Source organism: Streptomyces sp. Ncost-T10-10d, from assembly GCF_900091955.1.
Taxonomy (GTDB): domain Bacteria; phylum Actinomycetota; class Actinomycetes; order Streptomycetales; family Streptomycetaceae; genus Streptomyces.
The window spans coordinates 22,248-44,905 of the sequence record NZ_FMDF01000081.1 but is presented as its reverse complement, the minus strand read 5'-3'; the positions used below and the strand labels follow the sequence as shown (position 1 = coordinate 44,905).

23 protein-coding genes and 2 pseudogenes are annotated in these 22,658 nt (G+C 68.2%); 19 read left to right on the top strand and 6 right to left on the bottom strand.

Translation table 11 applies throughout. The features are described from left to right. Nucleotides 1-475 precede the first annotated feature (475 nt). The 11 genes from GA0115254_RS12450 (at nt 476) to GA0115254_RS44380 (ending at nt 13,118) form a co-directional block, all read left to right on the top strand. Nucleotides 476-1,837 (top strand): ATP-binding protein, encoded by a 1,362-nt coding sequence (locus tag GA0115254_RS12450; RefSeq protein WP_141720803.1) that lies wholly within the window; start codon nt 476-478, stop codon nt 1,835-1,837. A gap of 2 nt (nt 1,838-1,839) precedes the next feature. After that, nucleotides 1,840-2,271 (top strand): roadblock/LC7 domain-containing protein, encoded by a 432-nt coding sequence (locus GA0115254_RS12445; protein WP_141720802.1) that lies wholly within the window; start codon nt 1,840-1,842, stop codon nt 2,269-2,271. Further along, nucleotides 2,268-2,651, top strand: coding sequence for a DUF742 domain-containing protein (locus GA0115254_RS12440; protein ID WP_093895330.1), 384 nt, complete (start codon nt 2,268-2,270; stop codon nt 2,649-2,651). Before GA0115254_RS12445 ends, GA0115254_RS12440 begins: the two co-directional genes overlap by 4 nt. Beyond that, a complete protein-coding gene (locus GA0115254_RS12435) occupies nt 2,623-3,243 on the top strand; it encodes a GTP-binding protein (protein ID WP_370740861.1) in 621 nt (206 codons plus the stop codon). The genes GA0115254_RS12440 and GA0115254_RS12435 overlap by 29 nt, the downstream gene beginning before the upstream one ends. Beyond that, nucleotides 3,240-4,532, top strand: a complete 1,293-nt coding sequence (locus GA0115254_RS12430) for a cytochrome P450 family protein (RefSeq protein ID WP_093895329.1) — start codon at nt 3,240-3,242, stop codon at nt 4,530-4,532. Before GA0115254_RS12435 ends, GA0115254_RS12430 begins: the two co-directional genes overlap by 4 nt. Before the next feature lie 218 nt (nt 4,533-4,750). Further along, nucleotides 4,751-5,776 carry a polyprenyl synthetase family protein gene (locus GA0115254_RS12425; RefSeq protein WP_256102528.1) on the top strand — a complete coding sequence of 342 codons (1,026 nt, stop codon included), beginning with the start codon at nt 4,751-4,753 and terminating at the stop codon, nt 5,774-5,776. Nucleotides 5,777-5,824: 48 nt separating this feature from the next. Then, entirely contained in the window at nt 5,825-7,420 is a 1,596-nt protein-coding gene (locus tag GA0115254_RS12420; protein ID WP_093895327.1) for a prenyltransferase/squalene oxidase repeat-containing protein, read from the top strand. Further along, a complete protein-coding gene (locus tag GA0115254_RS12415) occupies nt 7,417-8,796 on the top strand; it encodes a cytochrome P450 (protein ID WP_176740088.1) in 1,380 nt (459 codons plus the stop codon). Before GA0115254_RS12420 ends, GA0115254_RS12415 begins: the two co-directional genes overlap by 4 nt. Further along, nucleotides 8,793-9,758, top strand: coding sequence for a terpene synthase family protein (locus GA0115254_RS12410; protein ID WP_093895325.1), 966 nt, complete (start codon nt 8,793-8,795; stop codon nt 9,756-9,758). The genes GA0115254_RS12415 and GA0115254_RS12410 overlap by 4 nt, the downstream gene beginning before the upstream one ends. An 829-nt stretch (nt 9,759-10,587) precedes the next feature. After that, the gene (locus tag GA0115254_RS12405) at nt 10,588-12,846 is read left to right on the top strand and encodes a M4 family metallopeptidase (protein ID WP_093895324.1); all 2,259 of its coding nucleotides are present in this window, start codon (nt 10,588-10,590) and stop codon (nt 12,844-12,846) included. A 113-nt stretch (nt 12,847-12,959) separates the two neighbouring features. Next, entirely contained in the window at nt 12,960-13,118 is a 159-nt protein-coding gene (locus GA0115254_RS44380; RefSeq protein ID WP_176740087.1) for a hypothetical protein, read from the top strand. On the opposite strand, the gene GA0115254_RS12400 is transcribed toward GA0115254_RS44380, so the two are convergent. The 3 genes from GA0115254_RS12400 to GA0115254_RS12390 all read right to left on the bottom strand — a co-directional run bounded on the left by GA0115254_RS12400 (nt 13,111) and on the right by GA0115254_RS12390 (nt 15,004). Continuing rightward, a complete protein-coding gene (locus tag GA0115254_RS12400) occupies nt 13,111-13,320 on the bottom strand; it encodes a hypothetical protein (RefSeq protein ID WP_370740860.1) in 210 nt (69 codons plus the stop codon). The genes GA0115254_RS44380 and GA0115254_RS12400 overlap by 8 nt on opposite strands. A 396-nt stretch (nt 13,321-13,716) precedes the next feature. Beyond that, the gene (locus GA0115254_RS12395) at nt 13,717-14,670 is read right to left on the bottom strand and encodes an HAAS signaling domain-containing protein (protein WP_256102527.1); all 954 of its coding nucleotides are present in this window, start codon (nt 14,668-14,670) and stop codon (nt 13,717-13,719) included. After that, a complete protein-coding gene (locus GA0115254_RS12390; protein ID WP_093895321.1) occupies nt 14,663-15,004 on the bottom strand; it encodes a PadR family transcriptional regulator in 342 nt (113 codons plus the stop codon). The genes GA0115254_RS12395 and GA0115254_RS12390 overlap by 8 nt, the downstream gene beginning before the upstream one ends. A gap of 339 nt (nt 15,005-15,343) precedes the next feature. Here GA0115254_RS12390 and GA0115254_RS45215 point away from each other — a divergent pair, with 339 nt between their 5' ends. Next, on the top strand, nt 15,344-15,598 hold the full coding sequence (locus GA0115254_RS45215) for a hypothetical protein (RefSeq protein WP_218105532.1): 255 nt from the start codon (nt 15,344-15,346) through the stop codon (nt 15,596-15,598). Nucleotides 15,599-15,884: 286 nt separating this feature from the next. On the opposite strand, the pseudogene GA0115254_RS45945 reads toward GA0115254_RS45215, so the two are convergent. Further along, nucleotides 15,885-16,308, bottom strand: a pseudogene (locus tag GA0115254_RS45945) (phosphotransferase); the annotation flags it as partial. 551 nt (nt 16,309-16,859) lie between these two features. Beyond that, nucleotides 16,860-17,027, bottom strand: a complete 168-nt coding sequence (locus GA0115254_RS47520) for a hypothetical protein (protein WP_176740086.1) — start codon at nt 17,025-17,027, stop codon at nt 16,860-16,862. Nucleotides 17,028-17,319: 292 nt separating this feature from the next. Here GA0115254_RS47520 and GA0115254_RS12365 point away from each other — a divergent pair, with 292 nt between their 5' ends. The 3 genes from GA0115254_RS12365 to sigJ all read left to right on the top strand — a co-directional run bounded on the left by GA0115254_RS12365 (nt 17,320) and on the right by sigJ (nt 19,566). Next, the gene (locus GA0115254_RS12365; protein WP_093895320.1) at nt 17,320-18,153 is read left to right on the top strand and encodes an NAD(P)H-binding protein; all 834 of its coding nucleotides are present in this window, start codon (nt 17,320-17,322) and stop codon (nt 18,151-18,153) included. Further along, a complete protein-coding gene (locus tag GA0115254_RS47515; protein WP_176740085.1) occupies nt 18,120-18,383 on the top strand; it encodes a hypothetical protein in 264 nt (87 codons plus the stop codon). The genes GA0115254_RS12365 and GA0115254_RS47515 overlap by 34 nt, the downstream gene beginning before the upstream one ends. 229 nt (nt 18,384-18,612) lie before the next feature. Then, nucleotides 18,613-19,566, top strand: coding sequence for an RNA polymerase sigma factor SigJ (gene sigJ / locus GA0115254_RS12355; RefSeq protein WP_093895319.1), 954 nt, complete (start codon nt 18,613-18,615; stop codon nt 19,564-19,566). A 131-nt stretch (nt 19,567-19,697) separates the two neighbouring features. On the opposite strand, the gene GA0115254_RS12350 is transcribed toward sigJ, so the two are convergent. Continuing rightward, the gene (locus GA0115254_RS12350) at nt 19,698-19,877 is read right to left on the bottom strand and encodes a hypothetical protein (RefSeq protein ID WP_093895318.1); all 180 of its coding nucleotides are present in this window, start codon (nt 19,875-19,877) and stop codon (nt 19,698-19,700) included. A 159-nt stretch (nt 19,878-20,036) separates the two neighbouring features. On the opposite strand from GA0115254_RS12350, the gene GA0115254_RS47510 reads away from it, so the two are divergent. From GA0115254_RS47510 to GA0115254_RS12330, 4 genes and pseudogenes are all read left to right on the top strand, one after another. Beyond that, on the top strand, nt 20,037-20,360 hold the full coding sequence (locus GA0115254_RS47510) for an aldo/keto reductase (protein ID WP_218105533.1): 324 nt from the start codon (nt 20,037-20,039) through the stop codon (nt 20,358-20,360). Nucleotides 20,361-20,524: 164 nt separating this feature from the next. Then, entirely contained in the window at nt 20,525-21,265 is a 741-nt protein-coding gene (locus GA0115254_RS12340) for a class I SAM-dependent methyltransferase (protein ID WP_093895317.1), read from the top strand. A gap of 35 nt (nt 21,266-21,300) precedes the next feature. Then, a pseudogene (locus tag GA0115254_RS47505) lies at nt 21,301-21,468 on the top strand (D-alanyl-D-alanine carboxypeptidase/D-alanyl-D-alanine-endopeptidase); the annotation flags it as partial. 465 nt (nt 21,469-21,933) lie between these two features. Continuing rightward, nucleotides 21,934-22,482: a DUF4158 domain-containing protein gene (locus tag GA0115254_RS12330; RefSeq protein WP_093895316.1), complete on the top strand. Its 549-nt coding sequence runs from the start codon at nt 21,934-21,936 to the stop codon at nt 22,480-22,482. Nucleotides 22,483-22,658 lie beyond the last annotated feature (176 nt).

Here is a 22,658-nt window from a genome sequence, read left to right as displayed (position 1 = left end):
TGACCGCGTTTTAGGAAGTGCCAAGACCGCGAGTCGACTGCGTGCGATGGCGGGAAGCACCAGATGTAGCTGGCGTTCGCAGTCCTCAACGGAGCTCCGATGCACCTGTTCATTCGCGTTCTGGGCGGGATTTGGCCTGCGACCGTTTCCGGGGGCGGGAGCTGCGCGAGGGCCGGGCGGGCGACCGTTGCTTTATGGGGGGATCGCGGCGCCGGGGGCCTTGGCCGGGGCGGGCGATTCACCGGGCCTCGTCTCGGCCTGGCAGTCGTTTGTCCGCGGTGGCACTTCTTCGCTGCACGAACGGTCCACGCACTATTCACTTGCCACATTGTTTTTTTCTGTCCGCCAGTTCTCCAAAGGCCGCGCCCACCCCCTAAGGGGAGTGAACCGCTGCGCTGTTCTTCGAAAGCTCGACCGACCCCTAGGACCACCCTCCGTGACCTTGTCCTCAAAAATCGCCCTTGCCCTTGGCGTCTTGTCTCTCCTCCTGGCAGTCTGGGCGCTGCTCCTGGCCCGCTCGCGCCGCAAACACATACGGCAGGGCAGAGAGTTGTCCGCGCAGGCGCAGGCCGCCGATTCCCGTGTGCAGGCCGCCGAGGGCCGTACCCGGACCGAGGTGCAGAACAGGCAGGCCGCAGAGTCGCGCACGCAGGAACTCACTGCTCGCGAGGCGGAACTTGTCGACGAAGTGCGTCACCTCGTCTCCGATCGGCTCCCCGCTCTCGCACTGCACCTGATCAGCTCTCATCACCCCGTCCCCGGACTGCTGCACAAGAACCTCGCGGGGTCCGAGGCCGCCCAGCTCCTCGACGCCCTGCCCGAAGCTGTTTCCGGCATCGTCCTCAAGGAGAGGCGCCGCATCGACGCCGCTGCCCGGGCTGCTCTGCGTGGTGCGACTCAGGAGTCCCAGGCCCTCTCCTACCGGCTGCAGACGAACATCGTGGGTCTGCAGCACGAGTTCAGCGCGCCACCCCGCCTGACACAGAGTCTGCTCGAGTCCGACCACATCAACGAGCAGAACCTGCGCCTCACGCAGAGATCCGCCATCGTGTGCGGCGGCTGGCCGGGCCACGTCCGTAAGGACACCTATGTGAGCGAGGTCGTCAGTGGCGCCTCCTCACGACTGCGCGGCTTCGACCGCATCAACATCGTTTCCCGGCTGGGCCTTTCCAACATCGGCGTGGTCGGGCGTGCCGCCGAGCCGGTTGCCGTGGTCTGTGCCGAGCTGATGGCGAACGCGCTGGAGCACTCCCGTGACGACCTCATGGTGGATGTCGGGTTGATCCAGACCGGCAACGGCAGTGTGTGCATCACGATCGACGACGCCGGCAAGGGAATGACCTCAGAAGCGCTCGCCCGCGGCCGGAGTCTGATATCGGGTGAACAGCAGGAGGTGATGCTCCTTGAACTCGGCGATCCGCCGTCCATGGGCTTCGCCGCCATCGGCCGTCTCGTCGCCGACTACGGCCTCCATGTCTCCATCGACACTTCCTCTCCCTATGGCGGGGTGCGCGCTGTGGTGTCCGTTCCCGAGAACTTGCTGACCTCGATCGACGAGAACGCCACACCTCCGTCGGTCATGGCTCCCCAACCTGCCGTGGCGCCCCAGGCCCACAAACGGCCCGCCGCTGCCGACACGCCCGCACCCTCGCCCGAGCCGTCCGGCGCGGCCGCGCTGCCGCAGCGCCGACGCCGTTTCTCAGCGACAGCCACCAATGACGAGACCGCCGCAGCGCCCCGCCCCTTGAACCCGGAAGACACCGGTGCCATGTGGAGCGATTTCCAGAGCGGCCTCACCGGCGACCGGTCCGTCACCGATTCGGAGTCAACACTGTGACCATGCCTGAAACCCACGCAGAGACCGGCTCGTACGCCTGGGTCCTGAAGCCCATCACCGAAATCCGTGGTGTCCGGCACGCCCTGACGATGACTCTCGACGGGATGGTCCAGGCCATCTCCGAGGACCTCACCAAGGACGAGGCAGACGGCATCGGCGCGATGACTGCCGCGCTGCACTCCGCCTCCCGCGCCGCCACCAACGCCGTTCTGGGAGCCCCTCGAAGCACTCCGCTCAAGACCGTCACCTCCCACAACGACCGGGGCATCTACATGGTCATGCCGGTCGGCGAAGGAACCAACACCCTGATCGCGGCGGCGGGCGACGAGGACATGCCCATGGGGGTGGTCGCGGCCACCATGGCCCGCCAGGCCATGAAACTCGGCGAACAGATAATGTCCGTTCCCGCTCGTACCAACGACGGGGCGTCATGACCCGCGGCCAGGAACAGCGACGGCTGCTGCCGGCCTACCTCGCCACCGGGACCAACCCCGGCGCCGGCCTCTCGGGCACGCTCGATTCGCTGGCCGCTCTGCGTGCCAGTGGTCTGCCCCTCGCCAGGTACCACACAGCGGTGCACCAGCGCGTGATCGAGCTCCTTACCGACGGGTCTCTCAGCGTCGTCGAACTGGCCGGCTATCTCGGCCTCCCGGTCAGCGTGACTCTCGTGCTCGCCGAACAACTTGTCAATGACGGTCAGTTAAAGGCCACCGTCCCGATTCCCGACGCCCTGCGCGCGTCGAACGATGGCCGGCCGTCGAAAAAAGTCCTGGAAGAGGTTCTGAGTGGACTCCACGCTCTCCTTGCCGCCTAGCTCGCCTCCTGTCTACCTGCCCGAGGGAGAACACCGAAGGATCAAGATCCTCGTTGCCGGCCCGCTCGGTATCGGCAAGACAACCGTGGTCAAGTCGCTGTCGCAGATCCCGACACTGCACACCGACGAAGTCATGACGAACGCGGCGGTCGCCACCGATGACCTCAGCCACGATGTCCTGCGTGACAAGACCACCACCACGGTCGCCATCGACTTCGGCCGTCTGACGCTGCCGGGCGACAAGATCGTTCTGTACCTGTACGGAACTCCGGGGCAGCGCCGCTTCCTTCCGCTGTGGGAAGGCATCGCGTTCGGAGCGCTCGGTGCCCTCGTCCTGGTCGACACCCGGCGGCTCAAGGACTCCTGGGAAGTGATGGAACTCATCGAGGAGCGCGGTTTGCCGTACGCCGTCGCGGTCAATGTCTTCCCTGACTCACCCAAGTACGACTTGGCGCTCATCCGCTCCAAGCTCGACCTCGCCCCGGAGACACCACTGGTCACCTGTGACGCACGAGAGAAGAACAGCGGCCTGCAAGCCCTCGCCCAACTGACCGCCCATTCCATATCCGTTGCCGGAGTCAAAGCCTCGTGACGTTCACACCAGCCGAAGCCCCCGTGTCCCTGCACGGGGCTGAACACGCCGCGAACCCGCAGCGCAGCTATGAACTGCTGCGCAGGCAGGGACCGGTCGGCGTAGCCGAGGTGGCTCCCGGTGTCGTGGTCAACCTGGTCACCGACTACCGAGCCGCCCTCGACCTCCTCCAGGACGTTGATACGTGGACCAAGGACACCCGGAGCTGGCTGCCACAGGTGCCGCAGGACAGCCCGATCCGGCCGCTGGTGGAGTGGCGGCCGAGTCTGTTCTTCGCCGACGGCGAGGCACATGCGCACCTGCGGCGTGTGATCACGGACAGCTTCGGTCTCCTGGACCCCCATGAGGTGCGTGTCCTGACCTTCCGCTATGCCGACACGCTGCTGAAGGAGTTCGCCGATACCGGGACGGTCGACCTGGTACGCCAGTACGCGCAGCAGCTGCCCCTGATGGTCTTCAATGCTCTGTTCGGTATGCCGGACGAGGAGGGCCCGCGGCTCGTGTGGGCGCTCAAGGCGATGATGGACAGTGATCCGGAGGTACAGGCGGCGGGCGGGAGGTCGTTCGGCGCCTACCTCGAAACGCTCTACGGGACCAAGGCGGCACAGCGTGGCCACGATCTGACCTCCTGGTTCATCGATCATCCCAATGGGCTGAGCCAGGAAGAGGCCGTCCACCAGATCCTCATCACCCTGGGGGCCGGGAACGAGCCGCTGGGCAACCTCATTGCCAACACGCTCGTCCGCATGCTCAGCGACGACCGCTATTTCGGCACCCTGACCACCGGGAGCCTGCCCATCCAGCACGCCATCGATGACGCGCTGTGGCACGACGCGCCGCTGGCCAACTTCAGCATCCACTTCCCCAAGAAGGACGTGACCTTCCACGGCGCTCGCATCCCCGCAGGCTCGCCCGTCATGGTGTCCTACGCCGCCGCCAACACCTGCCCCCACTCGGGCGTGCCGGCGGACGGCTACCGCTCCGGGAAGAAGGCACATCTGGCTTTCGCTGCGGGGCCCCACGCGTGTCCTGCCCGTGACGTCGCCATGCTGATCGCCACCGCCGCCATCGAGAGGCTGCTGACCTACCTGCCGGACATCGAACTGGACGTCCGGGCCGACAAGCTGACCTACCGCCCCGGGGCTGTTCACCGGACGCTCACCGCGCTCCCGGCCCGGTTCACCCCGCTGACACCCGACGCCGACGGGGCCACCCCCTGGAGCCGGAGCCCCTCCCGCCCCGAGCGGGACACGCCGTTGGCCCCGGCGTCAGGCAGGACTGAGGCGTAGAAGCCGTATCAGCTGCCTTCGATCGTCGCGTCGCGGTGGTGCCGTCCGGGAGCCGGCCGGCACCACCGCGACAGCCTCAGGAAGGAGACGCGGGTCCGTTGGCCCGTCCTCTGCAAGAACGGAACCGCGATGACGGTTCTCGAACGAAAGAGGATCAACCGCCTGTGACACAAACCCTTCCCACAAAACTGCCCGACCTCTCTTGCCTACGACAGAAGGTGGGAGCGGCTCTGACCGGATTCCTGGACACCAAGGAACGTGCTGCGCCGGGAATCGAGCTGCTCTACCTGACCACCGCCCTGCGCGGACTCCTGACCGGCGGGAAACGGCTGCGGTCGCTGCTGTGTCTGTACGGATGGCAGGCCGCCGGAGCAACAGGTGATATGACTGCTGCCGTTCGCGCTGCCGCCAGCCTCGAACTTTTCCAGGTGTTCGCCCTGGTGCACGACGACGTGATGGATGACAGCGACATCCGCCGCGGCCGGCCGTCCGCCCACCGTGCACTGGCCACCGCGTACACCGACAGCGGTGGCCCGGACAGCAGGGCCCAGGCGCACGGTCTGGGCGCGGCCGTCCTTCTCGGAGACCTGGCTCTGGTGTGGTCCGATGAACTCCTGCGCACGGCGGACCTCGGCCCGGGGCGGCTGGCACAGGTGCTGCCCCTGGTGGCCGAAATGCGCAGCGAGGTCATGTACGGCCAACTCCTGGACTTGCAGACCACCGGCCGCCTCACCGGCGACGTGGACACGGCACTGCACGTCATTCGATACAAGACGGCTAAATACACCATAGAACGGCCCCTGCACATAGGGGCGGCAGCGGCCGGAGCGACCCCACCCGTACTCGATGCCTGCACCGCCTTCGGCATACCACTGGGAGAAGCGTTTCAGCTGCGGGACGACCTGCTCGGGGTCTTCGGTGACCCCGCCAAGACAGGCAAACCAGTGCTGGACGACCTGCGCGAGGGCAAGGCCACCGTCCTGATGGCACTCGCGGTCCAGCGAGCCTCCACGGCCGAACTGAGAACACTGCGCGAGCTCGTCGGCCGAAGCGACCTCGACGAGGAACACGCCGCCGCGGTCCGCACGATCCTGAACTCCACCGGTGCCCGGCAGACCGTGGAGGAAATGATCACCACACGACGGGCCGCCGCCCTCGCCGCCCTGGACAACGCTCCCTTCCCGGAAAGTGCCACAGCCTCCCTGCGCCGGCTCGCCCTGGAGGCAACGGCCAGGCAGACATGAGGCATCGCCCCACACCGCCAGCCAGAACCCCGAGGAGGAAGCCGCCCCATGAGCATCAGCACGCCCGTCGCCACGCCCTACGCCGAACGAGCCACCAGCCTGGTGGCCAGGGCCGACCAGGACAGATGGGGAAGCGTCGGTCCGTCCCTGTACGAGAGCGCCCGCGTCCTGTCGGCGGCACCATGGCTGCCCGGGGAGCCACGGCGGATCACGTACCTGCTGGAACAGCAGGCGCCCGACGGCAGTTGGGGGCAGGGACCGCTGCCCTACCGGCTCCTGCCGACACTCAGCGCAGTGGAGGCCGCACTGGCCGTCCTGCAACGGGGCACCACGTCCCCAGAAGTCACCGGCCGGCTCACGGCCGCGGTGAACACAGGCCTCGGCGTACTGCGCGCACTGCCACCATGCCCGTGGCCGGACACGGCCGCAGCGGAAATACTCGTACCCAGCCTGGTAGCCAAGATCAACGAGAGGCTGGGCTCCCTGACCACCAACGAGAACACACCGGAACCCGGCAGCCCACAACTGCCGGTTCCCGGCGGCTTCCACGCCTGGGCACCTGCTCGCGTGGCCAGGCGGTACGAACCGGCAGGCAGCCTGCCCGTCAAGTTCCACCACACGTTCGAAGGCATAGACAGCTACATACCGCCGTCCCTCGTCCCTGACACCGAAGGCCTGCTGGGCAGCTCACCGGCCGCCACCGCGGCACGGGCAACACGGTCACCTGCCACTACCGCCCAGGCCATCACCGACCTCACCGCAGTGGCGCAGCGCTACGGCGGTCTCTTCCCCGAGGCCGCACCCCTGCGCGTGGTCGAACGGCTGTGGATCGCCGCCGCACTGGCACGCACCCACCTGCCCGCTGCCGCTCTGCCCACACTCCGCAGGTGGGCCGAGGACATCTACGATCCTCAAGGCGTGCGCGGTGCGCCCGGCCTCATGACCGATGCCGACGACACCGCCATGGCGGTGCTGGTCGCCTCACTCGTCGGCCTGCCCTACGACCCGGCACCACTGGACCTGTTCCACAACGGCAGCCACTACGACTGCTACATCGGCGAGGACACCGGATCGGTCACCGCGAACGCCCACGCCCTCCAAGCCCTCGTGAGCTACCTGCGGCGCGACCCGACGGCAGAGCACACATACGGCCCCCGGGCGGCAAAGCTCTGCGACTGGCTGACCGGCCAGCAGCAGCCCGAAGGGCACTGGACCGACAAGTGGCATGCCTCCCCCTACTACGCCACCGCGCGAAGCGTCACCGCGCTCGCCCAGTACGGCGGTCATGACGCGTCCGGGGCCGTACGGAGCGCCGCCGCGTGGACCACCGAAACTCAGCGCTCCGACGGCTCCTGGGGCGTGTGGGGCAGCACCGTCGAAGAAACCGCATACGCCGTCAAAATCCTGCTGAGCGCCGCCACATCCGTACCGCAGCCGCAGCACATCCGGGCCCTGGACCTAGCTGAAACGTATCTGCACACCGCCTCGCACCCCGGCCACCAGCACCCCGCGCTGTGGCACGACAAGACCCTGTACGCGCCCACCGCAGTGATCGAAGCGGAGGTGCTCTCTGCGCGGGAATTGCTGCGGGCACGTCGAGCAGCCGCATGTACGGAAGCAGACGTGGAAAGGAGGGACGCGTGACACCTGACATAGATGTGACTGCCGACATGGACGTTCCACCGACAGCTCCGGGGAGGCTGCCGCTCATCGGGCACGTGGTGCCCCTGCTCAAGGACCGTCTGGAGTTCGTCGAACGCCTGCGCACGTACGGGCCGATCGTCCGTATGTCGGTCGGCCTCAAGAAAGTGACCGTGGTCAACTCTCATGAGCTGATCCACGAAATGCTCACCAGCAAGTCCAACTCCTTCTCCAAAGGGCTCCTGGGCGAGAAGCTCAAGCTTTTCGGCCAGTCGGCCCTGCCGGTCGCGGAAGGCGAGCCCCACCTGCGTAGGCGCCGACTGCTCCAGCCCGCCTTCCACCGCGAGCAGGTCAGCAGGTACGTCGACACGATGCGGGAAACGGTGGAGCCGTCCATCACGGGCTGGCGTGAGGGTGAACTGCTGGACCTGAAAACCGAGATGGGGCTCATGGCCCAGGACGTGGCCATGTCAGTACTGTGCTCCTTCCGCGCGGAGCAGGAACGAGCGCGTGCGATCCTCGACGCCGTCGACACGGTCTTCACGGCCGCCATCTGGCGCACCATGGTGCCCGTGTCCTCGCTGGAACGGCTGCCCACCCGCAGCAACCGGCACCTCAAGGCCGCCCGCAGCCTGCTGCGCAGCGAGGTCGCCGACATCATCGCAGAGCGCCGGACGGACCCCGACGCCCACGACGACCTCATGACACTGCTCCTGGAGGCCCGGGACGAAACCGGTGCACCACTGCCCGACAACGAGATCCTGTCGGAAATCATCGGACTGCTGGCCGCGGGCTCCGAGACGACAGGAGTCATGCTGGCCTGGTTGTTCCACGAGCTGGGCCGCGACCCCGAACTGGAGCGCAGGCTCCACGAGGAGGTCGACTCCGTGGTCGGAGAGGGCCCGATCACCGCCGAGCACGTCCCCCGACTCGCCTTCACCCGCCAACTGGTCAGTGAGACCCTGCGGCTGCACCACGCCGGCTGGCTGGTGACCCGGCAGGCCACCAAGCCCGTACGCCTCGGGCAGGCCACCTTGCCGGCGGGGGAGCAGGTGCTGTGGAGTCCCTACGCACTGCACCGGGACCCCGCCCTGTACCCCGACCCACTCCGCTTCGACCCCGACCGCTGGCTACCCGAGCGCCCCCAGCCACCCAGAGGAGCCTTCATACCCTTCGGATCGGGGAAACGCATGTGCATCGGCGACGCGTTCGCCTGGACGGAGGGGATCGTCATCACGGCGTTCATCGCGTCCCGCTGGCGGCTGCGGCCCGTTCCGGGCGCCACCGTGGAGCCGGTCGGGCTGCTCACCGTACACCCGTCGGACCCCCGTATGGTCGCCGAGACCAGACAACGTGCCGCCGCGGGGAGAGCCGCATGAGCCACACCCGCGGCTCGGACGCGCGTACCCTGCCGATGCCCGACCTCCAAAACTCCTTCCCCGGCCCCTTCGCCACCAGCCCGTACGCCAACGCCATCGAGGAACAGACCACCCACTGGCTCCAGACCTTCCCCCTGACCGGCTCACCCGGCGAGGCGAAGGCCCTCTGCAACATCACGGCCCAGGGCGTGGCCCGTGTCCTGCCCACCGCCGACCAGGACAGCGTGTTCCTCTGCGCCGACCTCTTCCTGTGGCTCACCGCCTTCGACGACACACACGGCGAAACCGAAGGAAGCCGCGACACCACCCGACTGGTCCGCCGCATCAGTCACTGTGTCCACCTGCTGGCCGGTCACGACGAGCCGGCGGCCGATGACGACGCCTGCGTCGCCGCCCTGCGGGAGCTCCTGCACCGGTTCCGGGAACGGGCCACGCCCACGCAGTATCTACGGCTCACCGCACACCTGCGGGACAACCTCTTCGGCATCCTCTGGGAAGCCCATCACCTCGACAGACTCGACCAGGTCACCCTGAGCGACTATTACGCGATGCGCCCACACACAGTCTTCGTCCGGACCGTCATGACGAGCACGGAAGTCGGGCTCGGATACGAACTCACCGACAATCAACGAGCCTCGCCAGCAGTGCGGGAACTGGAGAAAGCCGTCGCCGACCTCGCCGGATGGATCAACGACCTCGCCTCGTACGCGAAGGAGACAGACCGCGGTGGCCAGACTCCGCTGAGCCTGCCGACACTCCTGATCCGACACCACGAATGCAACCTCGAAGAAGCATTCCACCTCGCCTCCCGCATGTGTGAACACCAAGCCTCCACCGCACGCCTCCGCATCACCGAACTCACCGCCGACAGCACGAACGCACTCGCAAACCACGCACGCGCCATGGAAGCCGTCGCAGCCTCCTACGTGTGGCACATAGGGCACGCCCGCTACAAACACTAACCACACCCCCCACACCCCGAAAAGCCAAAAGCCGCACCCCAACGAACACAGCAACCGCCCTGCCCAAACAAGCACAACAGCACAACGGCCACAGGGCCGTCCTGCCCGAACAGGTACGGCAGCGCAACGGTCACAGCGACCCACACAGCCCGGCACAAGCCCATAACCACCCACCGGAGAACCAGCAACCGCCCCACTACACAGACCATCCCGCAGGAACCTCGCCCGACAAGTCCGCTTCAGCGGATCGCCAGCATCGGCGATCCGCCACCGCCCGTGTTCGTGCCGACCATCACGTGGTCCAGAGATCCGCGCCGACGAGCTCGTACTGGGCCACTCACCGAGACCAGGCAGGTCCCCCACGACCCGCATAGGGCGAAGCCGTCCGACTACCGCCCAATTCCAGCTTCCCGCCGACATCAGCCACCAGGTCCTACGGACGCCAAGCAATGACGGCATCGGCCCCGCAGACCGGTTCCCCACCGCAGTCCCGGAAATGAACACGGGAGCAAGGATCGCGGCGGTGCGGAAGATCCGACGGTGCCGGAGTACTGCCGCTGCAGCGCCGTGCGAGGCGGCCAGGACCCGAGGGAGTCACCCGGACTGTCGGAATCCGGCATGTCAGGAACTCGACACCATCAAGGACATGACATGCACAGGTCGACAATGTCAGGCTCTTGATCGGCCGCACGGGGCTGGGCATTCCCCACAGGGATCTCGCACCGCTGCGGTCATGTCCGCCTCACCGCACCACCAGCTCTACTCGGGCAGTACCCCCTGCCCGGGCTGTCACCGGCCGCAACCCCGGTCGCCGCAGAAGGAGTTCCGCGTGAGAAAGACCCCCCGCAAGGCTGTTGTCGCGAGCGCGCTCATAGCGAGCGCCGCGATGATCGCCGTTGCACTCCCCACGTCCGCCACCGCCGGCACCCAGGCCGACGCGCCCAAGGCGCAGGTCCGGGCCGGCGCGCTGCAGGTCCGGCTCAGCCCGAGTGAGCGCGCCTCGCTGCTCGCCGACGCGCAGGCCACCGTCGCCACCACCGCCAGGACCCTGGGCCTGGGCGGCCAGGAGCAACTGCTGGTGAAGTCCGTCCTGAAGGACGCCGACGGCACGGTGCACACCCGATACGAGCGGACCTTCGCGGGCCTGCCGGTCCTCGGCGGGGACCTTGTCGTCCACGCGGCGGCGAACGGCGCCGTCAAGGGCGTCAGCAAGGCGACCAAGGCGACGGTGAAGGTCGCTTCGACCACCGCCGTGAAGAGCGCCGACTCGGTGAAGACCTTCGCGCTCGGCCGCGCCAAGGCCAAGGGCACCACCGCCGCGAAGGCAGATACCGTCCGCAAGGTTGTCTGGGCCGCCTCCGGCAAGCCCGTGCTGGCCTGGGAGTCCGTGATCGGCGGCGTTCAGCACGACGGCACCCCGTCCGAGCTGCACGTCATCACCGACGCCACCAACGGTGCCAAGCTGTTCGAGTACCAGGGCATCGAGACCGGCACCGGCACCGGCCAGTACAACGGCCAGGTCACCCTCGGCACCACGCTGTCGGGCTCGACCTACGAGATGACCGACGGCACCCGCGGCGGCCACAAGACGTACGACCTGAACGGCGGCAGCTCCGGCACTGGCACGCTGTTCACCGACGCGGACGACGTCTGGGGCAACGGCCTGCCGAGCGACCGTCAGACCGCCGGTGTTGACGCCGCGTTCGGCGCCCAGGCCACGTGGGACTACTACAAGAACGTCCACGGCCGCAACGGCATCAGGAACGACGGCGTCGGCGCCTACTCCCGCGTGCACTACGGCAACGCCTACGTCAACGCCTTCTGGTCCGACTCCTGCTTCTGCATGACCTACGGCGACGGCTCCGGCAACACCAAGCCGCTCACCTCCCTCGACGTGGCCGCCCACGAGATGAGCCACGGCGTCACCTCCAACACCGCCGGCCTGATCTACAGCGGCGAGTCCGGCGGCCTCAACGAGGCGACCTCGGACATCATGGCCGCGGCCGTCGAGTTCTACGTGAACTCCGCGACCGACCCAGGTGACTACCTGGTCGGCGAGAAGATCGACATCAACGGCGACGGCACCCCGCTGCGCTACATGGACAAGCCGAGCAAGGACGGCACGTCCAAGGACGCCTGGTACTCGGGCATCGGCAGCATCGACGTCCACTACTCCTCCGGCCCGGCCAACCACTGGTTCTACCTGGCCTCCGAGGGCAGCGGCGCCAAGGTCGTCAACGGCGTGAGCTACAACAGCCCGACCTCCGACGGCCTGCCCGTCACCGCGATCGGCCGCGACGCCGCCGCGAAGATCTGGTACCGCGCACTGTCGACCTACATGACCTCCTCCACCAACTACGCCGCCGCCCGCACCGCCACCCTGCAGGCGGCCGCCGACCTGTACGGGCTCGGCAGCGACACCTACAACAACACCGCCAACGCCTGGGCCGCCATCAACGTCGGCAGCCGCATCGTCCAGGGCGTGACGGTCACCGACCCCGGCCTCCAGACCACGCTGGTCAACAAGTCCGCGAGCCTGCAGGTCCAGGCCACCAGCACCAACCCGGGCGCGCTGACCTACACGGCCACCGGCCTGCCGGCCGGCCTGTCGATCAACGCCTCCACCGGCCTGATCTCCGGCACCCCCACCACGCTGGGCACCAGCACGGTCACGGTCACGGTCACGGACTCGACCAACGCCTCCTCCACCGCGACGTTCACCTGGAACGTCGTCAGCGTGATCAAGACCTTCGAGAACACCACCGACGTCGCCATCCCGGACGGGGGCGCCGCTGTCTTCTCGGACGTCAATGTCACCGGGATCGCCGGCAAGGCACCGAGTGCCCTCAAGGTCGACGTGAACATCAAGCACACCTGGCGCGGTGACCTGGTCATCGACCTGGTGGCCCCTGACGGCACGCTGTACCGCCTGAAGGATTCCGACATCAGCGACTCGGCCGACGACGTGCTCGCCACCTACACCGTGAACGCCTCCAAGAAGACCGCCAACGGCACCTGGAAGCTCAAGGTCCAGGACATGTTCCGCGGCGACAGCGGCTTCATCGACAGCTGGAAGCTGAACTTCTGACCTCAGTAGCAGCACACTGAGGCGGCGGGACCCCTCCCGCCCGGGCCCGGCCGGCCACGACCGGCCGGGCCCGAACGCTGCTCCGGGCTCCGGGCCGCGAGACCTGGGGCGAGTTGCAGATCCACCTGGTCCCAGTGCTGCTGGACGGTGGTGTGGGGCTGTTCGGAGTGCGGCCGTTCAAGGAGACAGGCGACCGTACCCGCGAGTTCGAGACCAGCAGGGTCATCGGCCTCCCCAGGGTCGCCCACCTCCGGCTACGCCCCGTCAAGTGACGACCGGCGGCCCGGTGCGGACCGCCGGTCGCCCGACTCGGTGCGCGTCGCGGATGAGGAAACGCACCAGTCCGCACGTGGTGCTGGACGGCGGGTGGCTCCCGATCCGGGCGGCAGTGGCGCATATTCGCCGGTTACGAGCCTGCTGGGCGCGGTGGACACCCGTGCCGAGCAGCGCGATGGCCAGGCGCATGTCCTTCAAGCTGCAGTTGTGGTTGTGGGACTCGTGCCAGCACGGTGTACGGCGACGCAGACGTTCCCATCCCACACGAAGGGGTGAAGGCTTCGACCGGCTGTCCTGTCGCTGCGTAATTGGCCGGTGCCAGGAACCTGACCTGTCCTGTTGCCATGTCGTTTGAGAACCTCGGGCTCGCTGTTCTCAAACGACATGGTTGTCGCGGGAGAGGAGACGCCCTCCGGACCGCTCTCGCTGGTCTCCTCCTCCCCGGCCAGGGCCAGCAGCGCGGCCAGGCCTCCGTCGCCGAACGGCAACTGCTCAACCCCGGCACCTTGATGCGCAGGAAGAAAGCCGTCCTGATCGAGAGGGAAGGCGAAGCCGGCCCGAGGACATCAAGGAACTCCAGCAGCTGCCGCGGACTCAGCCCCGCGCCTCGCGGAACCGCTTGACCACCTCACCCGCGCTCACCGCCAGGACCCCCACCGCCGCCACGCTGTAGAGAGACTGCGGGGCCTGCCAGCCACCGTTGGCATCGGACAGGAAAGCCGGGTTGAACAACTCCTGCCGATGCAGGACCCACGCCAACGGCAGCGCGAAGGCTGCCTCCGCACCAACGCTCCAGACCGCCAGCGAACGCGTCCACACCCGCACCGCCCGCACCGCGTCGAGTGTCACGAGACCGACAAGCCCTGCAAGAACCGGCCAGATCCACCCCGACCACAAGCCCGGGTCAAGCACGTCAAGGCGTGTACCACCATCGGTCCGGTACGGCTGCGCGGTGTGCTGCCAGACAATCAGAGCGACCAGCAGCGCGTGCCACGCCACCCGGACGTAGGCTGCCGCGTCACGCTCCTTCGGCACGCCGCGGTCGGGCAGGTCGTCGGGCGTCCAGGCTCCGCCGACCGCGCCGGGCCGCTTGCCGGACCGCTCGATCAGGGCGAACACCACGGTGAGCCAGGCAATCATCTGGGCACCGACGGAGAGCACCGCCCCGACGGCCCCGCCGATCACCTCGCCGACCCCCTGGCCGTCCAGGACGTCGAGCCCCGCGCTGATGACGGTGACTACCGGCAGCACGGTGGACAGCAGGACCGTGAGGAGTCGTACGTACGTCGGGTAGAGGCCGGGCCCGATCAGTGCGAGCGGCCGATCCGCGTACCGGGCGGCGAGCCGGATCGGGTCGCCCATCTCGGTGAGGACCTCGCGCTCGGTGGTCTCCGGGTCGGCCGGGCCGCGGGCCTCGACGGTGTCGGCAATTGTGGCGCGCAGCTCGTCAGCCACGTCGCCGCGCTGGTCGGTCGGGATGCGCCGGACGACCTCCACCACGTAACGGTCGGTCAGCGTGCCGGTGCCGGACGCATGCAACTTACTCAACGGTCCCCTTGGTCAGTCGTGATATCGAGGCGCCGAGGTCCTCCCACTCGCGCAGCAGTCCGGTGCGGACCCGGGCGCCCTCGGGACTGACCCGGTAGAACTTGCGCGGCCTGGACTCGTCGGTGTTCCACTCGCTGATGAGCAACCCCTGCTTCTCCAGGCGGCGCAGCAGCGGATAGAGGGTGTTGCCGTCGACGGCGATCCCGGCGTCGCCGAGCGTTTCCAGGAGCGCGTAGCCGTACTGCGGCTCCTCCAGGAGCGCCAGGCAGGCCAAGACGACCGTGCCGCGGCGTAGCTCCTGGGCCTGGCTGAGGATCAGTTCATCGGTGCCCACACAGGACACAATACTGTGCGTCGCACAGTATTGTCACGCCACGGTATTGGGAGGTGCTGGAGACCGACGCTGCGACTCCACCGCGAACTCACGGGCCCAGCACCTGACATCAGGGCATCGGACCCTCGGGGTCGCATCCCGTCCAGGCCGGACCCCTGGGCGGCGTCCGCTCCGCCGGTCCCGTCGTCGGCGATCTCCGCGCAGAGCAGCGCGCCGTTGCGAGTGACGCGAACCGAGGCATTGGTGGCCCGGCTGTGTCGGGCGATGTTCGCCAGTGCCTCGGTGACGGCGAAGTAGGCGACCGCTTCAACCGCTGCGGGGATCTCACCGAGCGGGCCTATGTCGATGCGGGTCGGCACCCCGGCCCTGGTGGCCAGGGTGCCGAGCGCGCCGGAGAGGCCCTTCTTCCAGGCCCTGCTCGGCGGCGAGCCGCTGCCCCGGGCACTGATGGCCGAGATGCAGGGCACCGTCCCGGTCGACGACAAGATCCAGGTGTTCTGGCCACACGGACGCTACGGCCTCGGCCTGGTCAACCGGCCCCTGTCCTGCGGCGGCAGCTACTGGAGCCACGAAGGAGGCGACGGCGGCTACTGACCGGTGCCACCGACGACGGCAGCCGCACCGTCACCGTCTCCATGTCCGCCGCTCTGGGCGACTCGCGCGACAACGCACTCCGACAGGAGCAAGCCGCCAGTAACCTCGTCGACCACGCGCTATGCGACACCCTCGGCAGCGAGCAGGGCACATAACAGTCTTTCCCGGCATCCCGGCATGGCCGACGGTGGACGGTTTCGTCAGCGAGTGGAACGATGCGAAGGTCGCCGGCGAGGTCCGCAGCGGCTCCAGCTCCGAGACCTCGGACTCACGGTGGCAGGGGCGTTCAGGCGCCGACCAGTTCCAGCGCCTTCGTCAGGTTGTACTCGGCGATGCCCGTCATGAACGCCCGGTTGGGGAAGTCCCCGTCGAGCAGCCGCAGTGGACCCGCCGTCAGGGAGAGCCGCTGTGCCAGCATGTACAGCGCGATCCGGTCATCGTCCAGTCCGTCCACCCCCAGCGGCCCGTAGCCGTCGTGCAGGCGGCAGAAAAACATGCTCCCACTCGACGTCGAAGTACATCAAGCCCTCGATGTCGATCACCACGGGGTTCCCGTCTGCGTCCACCAGCACATGGTCGGGCCCCAGTTCGCCGTGCACGACCGCGTACTGCGCACGCGGCCGCACCGCCGCCACCAGGCCCAGCAGTCGTTCCTCCAGCCGGGCGCGGGCCCCCGCGCGGCGGGCCCCTGGGTGTGTGGTGTTCCGTGCCGGGCGTGCGCCGGCGAGGTCCCCCTCTTGTCGAATGTGATGGTCGCAAGTGAAGGGCAGTCGCGCCTGAACCCGACCGGGAGTAGCAAGGTGAGCACGCTCTGCCCGGGGTGGGTGAGTCAGCGTGCTGGATGTGCCTGAGCTGCGGTGCAGTGTCTGCAGGCCCAGAACTCCGCCGACTCCGCTGGGGCATCCCGGTTCGTGGTGGCGCCCGGTCCAAGGGGCCTGCGAGCAGCCGTCGCCTCATGGCGTTACATGTACTGCGGGAGTCTCGCCGACGTCCCGCCACCAACCTGCGGGCCGAGCCATGCCTGAGTGCGGTCGAGGGCCGGTTCGGGCCCGGAACCCATCGCCCTGCATCCGACGTCACGGGTTCGGCTTGCAGCCCGACATGCGCAGCGTGGCTGAAGGCGTGGCACACCCGGCCGTGTCCGGATCCATCAAAGGCTTTGCCCGTCGGTCGCGGCGTTCCTGGCGAGGCCTCTTGGCGTATGCGCAGCCTGCTGCCGCCCCAGGGCGGTGGAAGCGGGCGGGGTCCGAGTGAACAGACGTCAGCAGGACCAGGCGAACTCCTCGGTCCAGAAGCACATCCAGACACTTTCGATCGCCAGGGCCTCACGGCCCACCTCGGCGCGCGCCTCACCCACTTCGCCCCCGGCCGCGTCCACATCGCGCTCCCTGCCCGCCCTGAGGTGACCCAGCAGCGCGGTTACGTCCACGCGCGCGCCACGAGTGCCATCGCCGACAAATGGGCCGGTGGTAGGGAGATGTACGTCAGCCCGTCGTCCAGCGACGGAGTTTCTCGGGGTTGCGCACTACCCAGATGTGCTTGATCCGGTCACCTGCGAGTACTCGATGCCGGCCTCGTGCGCCGCATCGACCGCTGCACAGAAGAGCAAGCAGCGCCGAGTGCCCAGCAGCAGAAACGGCCAGGGGTCTCCTTGACCTGAAGTGTGATTGAGCTTCTACCGTTTCCTCTAGTTGATCACCTGACGACGGGAGAGCGCGATCATGATCCTCGTGACCGGAGCCACCGGAAACATAGGCCGTGCACTGCTGAAGGAACTGCACGCATGCGGCGCCGGGCCGCTGAGAGGGCTCACCCGTGATACCGCACAGGCCGCCTTCCCCGAAGGGGTCGAGGCCGTGGGGGGCGACTTTGCGAAGCCGGCGTCGTTGAAGCCCGCACTGGAGGGGGTACGTTCGCTGTTTCTTGTGTCGCGTCTGGGTTCGGACGCCGACATCCTCGAAGCCGCCCGGCACGCGGGTGTGGAACACGTGGTGCTGGTGTCGTCGATTACGGCCCAGACCCATCCGCACCTGGGCCCCGCCGCCGAGAACCTGGCGGTGGAACAGTTGCTCAAGGAAAGCGGTATGGCATGGACGATCTTGCGGCCGACGCAGTTCGCATCGAACGCCCTGATGTGGGCGGCTTCCGTCCGTGAGCACGAGGTCGTCCGCGCACCATATGCGGACACAGCACTGCCAACCATCCATCCCAAGGACATCGCGTCGGTGGCACGGGTGGCGCTGAACGAGCCCGGCCACCAAGGGCGCACGTATGCCTTGACCGGTCCAGAGCCGGTGACAGCCCGCCAGCAGGTCGAGGCCATCGCAGCAGAACTGGGTCGGGAGGTACCCTTCGCCGAGATCAGCCGCCAGCAGGCCCACGCACAGATGGCCGCGGTCTTCGGAGCCGAGGCCGCAGACGCGGTGCTCGACGTCACGGGCGGAGACGTCAACGACGAACTGCTGGCGGTGCGCGACACGGTTTCACAGGTCACCGGAGCTCCGGCCCGGCCGTTCCAGCAGTGGGCTACAGAGAACGCCACCGCCTTCCGCTGAATCGCCTCACCGGCACGGTACAGGCCGGTGAGCCGCTGGTTGTCGCGCTGGTGCAACCCGACGGACGGCTCATCCAGCACGTACAGCACGCCGGTCAGCCCTGCTCCGATCTGGGTCGCCAATCGGATCCGTTGCGCCTCCCCGCCGGAAAGGGAAGCAGCGGGCCGGTCGAGGGAGAGGTGGTCCAGGCCGACGTCGAGCAGGAAGCGCAGCCGCTCGCCGATCTCTGAGAGCACGGCCCCAGCGATCCGCCGCTCACCGCCCGTCAGCTCCAACGCCTGAACGAATGGAGCAAGTTCACTGAGCAGCAGTGCAGCGACTTGCGCGATGCTGCGGCCGCCGACGGTGACCGCCAGGACACGCGGGGCGACCCGATCGGTGACGCAGGTGTTGAACGGACCGCCGGGACCCGACCTCACATTTCGGCGGCCTGTCCGGTCGAAGACGGTGGGTGATCGGATGCGAGCGAGATGTGGGGACCGGGTGCGCGTGAGCGGCGAGAACGTGGTGATGGACGAGCGGCAGCGGCTGATCAACCTGGCGTACCGGTTACTCGGCTCGCTCGCGGACGCCGAGAACGTGGTCCAGGAGACCTATGCCCGCTGGTACGCGTTGACCGATGCCCGCTGGTACGCGTTGACCGATGCGCAACGGACGGACATCGAGGTCCCGGCCGCCTGGCTGACGACGGTGGCCAGCCGCGTCTGCCTGGACCTGCTCGGTTCGGCGCGGGCCAGGCGGGAGACGTGCGTGGGCGAATGGGTCCCGGAGCCGCTGCCCGAGCCGACCGAGTGGATCACCGGCGGAGCGGACGGCGGCGGCATGGACCCGGCCGACCGGGTCACCCTGGACGAGTCGGTCAACATGGCCTTCCTCGTCGTGTTCGAGTCGATGACCTCGGCCGAGCGCGTCGCGTTCGTCCTGCACGACGTCTTCCGCTACCCGTTCACGGACGTCGCCGAGGTCGTCGGGCGCAGCCCTGCGGCCTGCCGTCAGCTGGCCTCCTCGGCCCGGCGGCGGATTCGCAGGGCACGGGCCGACGCGGGCCCGAGCACCGGTCACGCCGCGGTGGTCCGGGACTTCAAGGCGGCCTGGGAGGCGAAGGACATCGGCGCGCTGATCGGCCTGCTCGACCCGGACGCCACCTGGGTCGCGGACGGCGGCGGCAAGGCCGTCACCCTCCTGGATCCGATCATCGGCGGCGAGCAGATCGCCCGCGCCTACCTGCGGATCGCCGAGGTCGCGCACACGCACACGCTGCTCGAGCGCACCGTCAACGGCCTGCCCGGCCTGGTGGTCCAGCAGAACGGCCGGACCGTGAACGTGTTCGCGTTCGAGGTGGTGGGCGAGCGGATCAGGCGCATCTGGGCGGTGCGCAACCCCGACAAGCTCCGGCCGTGGACGATGCGCTGAGCCGAACACGCTATGTCCCGCGTCCACGTCCGAGGGGGCCGGGCACGTCGGGCGCGGGCCACACGCACCCCTGCGTCACACGCCGGATATCGCTCGCCGGGCGCGGCCGGGCCGCCCGCCACCGACGCAGATCAGGTTTCGTAGTACCTGGCCTCGATCACGTTGTCGTCGAGGCCGGTGAAGCAGGAATTCTCCGGCGCCCAGCCACGCGCGCCGGAGGCCGGCCGGACCCGCGCCGAAGTATCCCCGCCGTCCACGCGCAGCCGCTCGTCCAACGCCTCGTACTCGGCACGGTTGAACGCGATGCACACGTGGTTGCCCCTGACCCGTCGACGCCTGCCCGCGCAACCTCGGCATCGACACGATCGACCTGCTCAACCAGCACATACCCGACCCGAACATCCCGATCAAGGACATGATCGGCGCGACGAACGAGTTCATCGACGCCGGGCAAGGTCACGTACCTCGGCCTGTCCAACACCGATGAGGACACCATCCGCAGGACCCACGCGGTACCGATCTCGGCGCTGCAGCACGAGTACTTGATCTCCGCCCACGACGTCGAGCCGCTGCTGCCCGTCCTGGAAGAACTCGGCGTCGGGTTCGTCGCCTACTCGCCGCTCACGCGCGGATTTCGGCGCGGGACGGGTGAACAGGGCGCGCTCCGCGTGGGCGAGGCCGTCCGTGATCTCGGCGCGCGTCCACGCCGCCTGCTGTGCGTCATCGTCGGTCATGTGGCCACGTCCACGAGAACGGCCTCTGGCCCACTTCTGTGGTGCCGGCCTCGGAGGTGAGCCGGCCAGGGTGGCCGGCTCAGGAAATCTGCATGTCAGGGGCTGAAGCCGCCGTCGCGGCAAGGACCGATCCCGTGAGCTCCACAGAAGTCGAGCCAGAAATCTGAGAACTGACAACGCTCCGAGCTCTTTCCGGTGCCGGCGGGAAGGGCATACTGCGTGGTGTGGCGACTTATGACGGCATCGGCGCGACCTACGCTGACACCCGGCGACCGGACCCTCGAATCGCCGCCAGGATTCATCAAGCCCTCGGTGGTGCCGCCACCGTGATCAACGTGGGAGCCGGCACCGGCTCCTACGAACCGTCACAAACGGTGCTGGCTGTTGAACCCAGCTCAGTGATGATCACCCAGCGTCCGCCCGGATCCGCGCGGGCTCTGGAAGCATCCGCGGAGTCGATCCCTCTCTCCGACGACTCGGCCGATGCTGTGATGGCCCTCCTGACCGTGCACCACTGGAGCGACCTGGAAGCCGGCATCGGAGAACTCCGCCGCATCGCCCGGCAACGGATCGTCATCTTCACCTTCGACCACCACATCAACCGCAGGTTCTGGCTGCTGGACGAGTACCTGCCCGAGGCAGCCGCGCTCGACGACACACGAGCAGTCGCGGTCGACCGCCTGGCCGCGCTGTTGGGAGGCGCCCGCATCGAGACCGTCCTCATCCCGCACGACTGCACCGACGGATTCCTCGCCGCCTTCTGGCGCCGGCCCGAGGCATACCTCGATCCGCAAGTCCGCGCCGGTATCTCGATGTTCGCCCAGACCAGCGACGAAGTCATCCAGCCGGGCCTGGCACGGCTGTCCGAGGACCTGTCCTCCGGCCGGTGGCACCAACGCCATGCCGACCTGCTCGACCGCGAAGCCCTCGATGCCGGCTACCGGCTTCTCGTAGCCGACCTGTAGAACCAGACGAGCCGTCAGCGCGCCGCTTCGGCCGGGGCCGGACCGAAGCGGGCGGGCCCACGGTGAAGGTCGCGGTGGACGACAGCCTGTTTCCCGCTCCGACGCTCGCCGCGGGCTGGAACGAGAGCGGCTACCCGGACTCCGTCGCCCCGGTGCGCGCCCTCGTCGTGGACGGCCGCGGTGTTTGGGAGACCTCCGTCGACGATCGGGGCGGTGCTCGAGAGCACAGGCGCCGTCGGGCGAGACGAGGAAGCCGAGGCTCAGGACTCCCCGTCCTCAGCACGGTCTTGTCAGCGGTGCTCATCGTGGTCTCCGACCGCACGGGACGGGGGCGAGTGTCCCCGCAGCGAAAGCGGCCGTCCCGACGGGGGACGCGGGACGGCCGCCGGATCCCGCCGCCACCTCGGCCGCGCGACGGGCTTCCGTACACACAACGGAGGCGGACCGCGCGGAGTTCACACATGGGCCGAGACACCCTCCGGGCTCCGGCGGCGCGGCCGGGCGCTCAGCTCATGTGGTAGCTGACGTCGCCCACCAGGTGGAGGCCCTGTTCTCGTATTGCTACGGCGAGGTGGCGTGTAGCGCTGCGTAAGGACGATGGGCTGTCGTTTCCCGTCGCCGGTCGTCTCGTTGAGCTGAACGAGTGAAGTCGGCGGGAGGGCGGGGCGGTGCGGCAGGACTGGGAGCCGGGGGACCTGATCGAGGTCTGGACGCTGCTCGAAGACGACATGAAGCGGGTGCGGAACAAGTCCGGGGCGACCCGGCTCGGGTTCGCGCTGCTGCTGAAGTTCTTTGAGGTGGAGGCCCGGTTCCCGGAGTCGGCCAAGGAGGTCCCGGCCGCCGCGGTGGAGCACGTGGCCCAGCAGATGAAGGTCCCCGCGGAGGCGTGGGGTGCCTACGACTGGCAGGGCGACCGGATCAAGCGGCACCGCAAGGAGATCCGGGCGGCGTACGGGTTTCGGGCGAACACCGAGGAGGACCAGGACCGGTTGGCCATGTGGCTGGCGACCGAGCTGTGTCCGGTGGAGCTGTCCCGTGACCGGCTCGCCGCCGCGGTGGTGGCGCGGTGCCGCAACGATCACATCGAGCCGCCGGCGCCGGGGCAGGTGCGGCGGCTGGTCGGCAAGGCGGTCAAGGACTTCGAGAAAGCTGGCCGGGCCTGCGGTCGGCGGGGGTTGACACGCGCAGGAGTTTCGCGAGCGGGGGCACCTTGGTGAAGCGACTATGCGGTTTGAGGGTCCGTCATGACCCCGGATGCTGTCACAAACATTTCTCAGAACGTGCCTGGTTCCACTTTTGAGTGAGAACGAGTTGTGACAGTGAATCCGCGATCCGGACCGCTTCCGTCGACCGTTCTTGATCTCGCTCCGGGAAAGGGTCGTTTATGCGTACC

Excerpts from the sequence above, each read along its gene's own strand:
- GA0115254_RS12420 (WP_093895327.1), top strand. The coding sequence starts at position 5,825 with ATGAGCATCAGCACGCCCGTCGCCACGCCCTACGCCGAACGAGCCACC.
- GA0115254_RS45215 (WP_218105532.1), top strand. The coding sequence starts at position 15,344 with ATGTCGATGCGGGTCGGCACCCCGGCCCTGGTGGCCAGGGTGCCGAGC.
- GA0115254_RS12445 (WP_141720802.1), top strand. The coding sequence starts at position 1,840 with ATGCCTGAAACCCACGCAGAGACCGGCTCGTACGCCTGGGTCCTGAAG.
- GA0115254_RS12365 (WP_093895320.1), top strand. The coding sequence starts at position 17,320 with ATGATCCTCGTGACCGGAGCCACCGGAAACATAGGCCGTGCACTGCTG.
- GA0115254_RS12410 (WP_093895325.1), top strand. The coding sequence starts at position 8,793 with ATGAGCCACACCCGCGGCTCGGACGCGCGTACCCTGCCGATGCCCGAC.
- sigJ (WP_093895319.1), top strand. The coding sequence starts at position 18,613 with ATGCGAGCGAGATGTGGGGACCGGGTGCGCGTGAGCGGCGAGAACGTG.
- GA0115254_RS12440 (WP_093895330.1), top strand. The coding sequence starts at position 2,268 with ATGACCCGCGGCCAGGAACAGCGACGGCTGCTGCCGGCCTACCTCGCC.